Annotated in this window: 2 protein-coding genes and 1 pseudogene; 1 reads left to right on the top strand and 2 read right to left on the bottom strand. The window is 74.9% G+C overall.

Annotated features, from left to right (window positions below; all coding sequences use genetic code 11):
* Positions 1 to 868 (top strand): annotated as a pseudogene (locus NBW84_RS23700) (hypothetical protein); the annotation flags it as partial.
* Between the two features lie 99 nt (positions 869 to 967).
* On the opposite strand, the gene NBW84_RS23705 reads toward NBW84_RS23700, so the two are convergent.
* Both NBW84_RS23705 and NBW84_RS23710 read right to left on the bottom strand, forming a co-directional pair.
* Positions 968 to 1,867 (bottom strand): TIGR01777 family oxidoreductase, encoded by a 900-nt coding sequence (locus tag NBW84_RS23705; RefSeq protein WP_250287550.1) that lies wholly within the window; start codon positions 1,865 to 1,867, stop codon positions 968 to 970.
* A gap of 148 nt (positions 1,868 to 2,015) precedes the next feature.
* Positions 2,016 to 2,818: 2-oxo acid dehydrogenase subunit E2 (locus tag NBW84_RS23710; protein WP_250287552.1), on the bottom strand; the 803-nt coding region annotated here is incomplete at its 5' end.

The following is a 2,818-nucleotide window of genomic DNA, read 5'->3' on the forward strand; positions in this document are numbered from 1 at the left end:
GCCGGGCCGCCGGGCCGCGGCCGGTACCGCCGGGGCCGCCCGTAGCGCGCCTGCCCGTGTCGCTGCCGCCCCGACGGCCGTGGTCCCGGCCGCCGGGGCCCCCGGCACCGTGATCTCGGGCACCACGGTCCCGGATGCCACGGTCCCGGGTGGCGGGGCTCCGGGTACCACGCTCTCCGCTGCCGGCGGCTCGAACGCGGTGACCGCGCGCACGGTGGCGTCCCGCGCCAGCGGGGTGCCCGCCGGGGGCGTGCGGGTGGGCGGCCCGCGTCCCGGGAGCGCCCGCACAGGCCGGCGATCGGCTGTTGCCCGGGGCGGCACGTCCGCCGGGCCCGTCGGTGGGCACGCCCAGTTCGGCAACCGGCGGCGCGTCCTGCTGATCGTGGCCGCGTTCATCGTGTTCGTCTGCCTGCCCGCCGGCGGCCTGCTGGTCACCGCGCGCTCCAACGGGCTGGCGGGGCCGGCCGCCCAGGTCGCCCCCGGGCAGGCGTGGCGGGACGTCCTGGCGAGCTTGACCGACGCCCGCAGCCGCGCCTTCGAGCGGGCTGACGAGGACGCCCTGCTCGACGCGGACGCGCTGAACAGCCTCATCCACGCGCGGGATCTCACCCTGATGCGGCAGATCGTGGCCAACGGCGGCCGGACGTCCGGTATGCGGCACGAGATCAGCGATCTCGATGTCCGGGAGAACAGCGGCGAGAAGGCGGTGCTGCGGGTCACCTATCGGATTCCGCCGTACAGCTACGTCGACGCCGCCGGAACGGTCCTGTCCCGGCAGCCCGGCCGCGACTGGCGGCCGTCCGACGTCACCCTGGTGAAGACCGACAAGGGATGGCGCCTCGCATCGTGGGGCGACACCGTAGGCTGAGCCGGCCCCACCAGCTGAAGCCGGCTCCGTGGAGCGGGCACTCTTCTTGATCGAAATGGGCGGTACGGGGCCGCCGGGGTGGCGGTCAGGGGGCGGCGGTCAGGGGGCGGTGGCCGTCGCGCGCAGGGCGGTGTCGATATCGGGGTGGGAGAAGGTGAAGCCGGCGTCGAGGAGCCGGTGGGGCAGGACCCGCTGGGAGACGAGCACGCCGCCGTCGGCGAAACCACCGAGGGCGATCCGCAGCGCCACGGCCGGCACCGGCAGGATCGCCCGCCGGCCCACCGCCGCGCCGAGCGCCTGGGTGAAGGCGATGTTGGTGACCGGCGCCGGGCTGGTCAGGTTCACCGGGCCACGCAGGCCGTCCGTGGTCAGCAGAAAGATGATCGCCGCTGTCTCGTCCGCCAGAGTGATCCAGCTCAGCCACTGCCGGCCCGAGCCCAGCCGGCCGCCGAGCCCGCGCCGGAACAACGGGAGCTGCCGGGCCAGCGCACCGCCGCGCGCTGAGAGGACGACCCCCGAGCGCAGGTGGCACACGCGCACACCGGCGTTCTCGGCGGCGGCGGTGGCCGTCTCCCAGTCGGCCACCACCTCGGCGAGGAAACCGTTCCCGCGGGGTTCGGACTCGTCGACCGGACGGTCCCCGGTGTCGCCGTACCAGCCGGTCGCGCTCGCCGACAGCAGCACCCGTGGCCGCGGGTGGGCGGCGGCCACCGCGGTGGCCAGCAGGGCCGTCCCGGCCACCCGGCTGTCGCGGATCCGCCGCTTGTAGCGGGCGGTCCAACGACGGTCGCCGACCCCGGCGCCGGCCAGGTGGACGATCGCGTCGGCTCCGGCCAGGGCGGCCGGGTCGAGCGTGCCGCGGGCCGGATCCCAGTAGATCTCCGAGTCGTCCCGCACGGGCCGCCGGACCAGGGTGCGCACGGTGTGCCCGCTGGCCCGCAGGGCTGGGACGACCGCCGGCCCGATCAGGCCGGAGGCGCCGGAGACAACGACGTCCACGGGCTGATCCTCACCCCTGGATGGCTGGCTGGCGAGCGGGCCCGTCAGCCACGGCCGTCAGTCATGATCGTTAACCGCGGGCCGGGCATGCGCCGGTCGCGCGCCGGCGCCCGGCCCGCGGTTGCGGGATCATCTGGTCAGCGGATGGTCACAGGCCGAGTTCGGCCTCGAACGCGCCTTCCTCCAGGCGCCTGCGCAGGGTGGTGAGGAAGCGGGCGGCGTCGGCACCGTCGACGATCCGGTGGTCGTAGGTGAGCGCGAGGTACACCGTCGAGCGCACCGCGATGATCTCGCCGAGCTCGGGGTCGTCGACGACCGTGGGCCGCTTGACCACCGCGCCGGTCCCGAGGATCCCGACCTGCGGCTGGTTGATGATCGGCGTGTCGAACAGGGCGCCGCGGCTGCCGGTGTTGGTCAGGGTGAAGGTGCCGCCGCCGAGCTCGTCCGGGGTGACCCGGTTCTCCCGCGTCCGGGCCGCCAGATCGTCGATCTTGCGTGCCATCCCGGTGAGGTTGAGGTCGCCGGCGTGGTGGATGACCGGAACGAGCAGCCCCCGGTCGGTGTCCACGGCGATGCCCAGGTGCTCGGCGTCGTAGTAGGTGATCGTGCCCTGCTCGATGTCCACGCTGGCGTTGACGTTGGGGTGCTCGCGCAGCGCCTCGCAGGTCGCGACCGCGAAGAACGGCAGGAACGACAGCTTGATGCCCTCCCGCGCCTCGAACGCCTTCTTCGCGCGGCCGCGCAGCCGGGCGATGCGGGTGACGTCGGCCTCGACGACGGTGGTGAGCTGCGCGCTGACCTGGAGGGACTCGACCATCCGCTGTGCGATCACCGAACGTAGCCGCGACAGCTTCTCGGTGCGGCCACGCAGCGAGACCGGCGCCGCCACGGGAGCGGCAGGCGCCGCCGGTGCCGCGGCGACCGGCGCGGGCGCCGCCACCGGCGGGACGG

The organism is Protofrankia sp. CiP1_Cm_nod2 (assembly GCF_920664355.1).
In the GTDB taxonomy this organism is placed as follows: domain Bacteria; phylum Actinomycetota; class Actinomycetes; order Frankiales; family Frankiaceae; genus Protofrankia.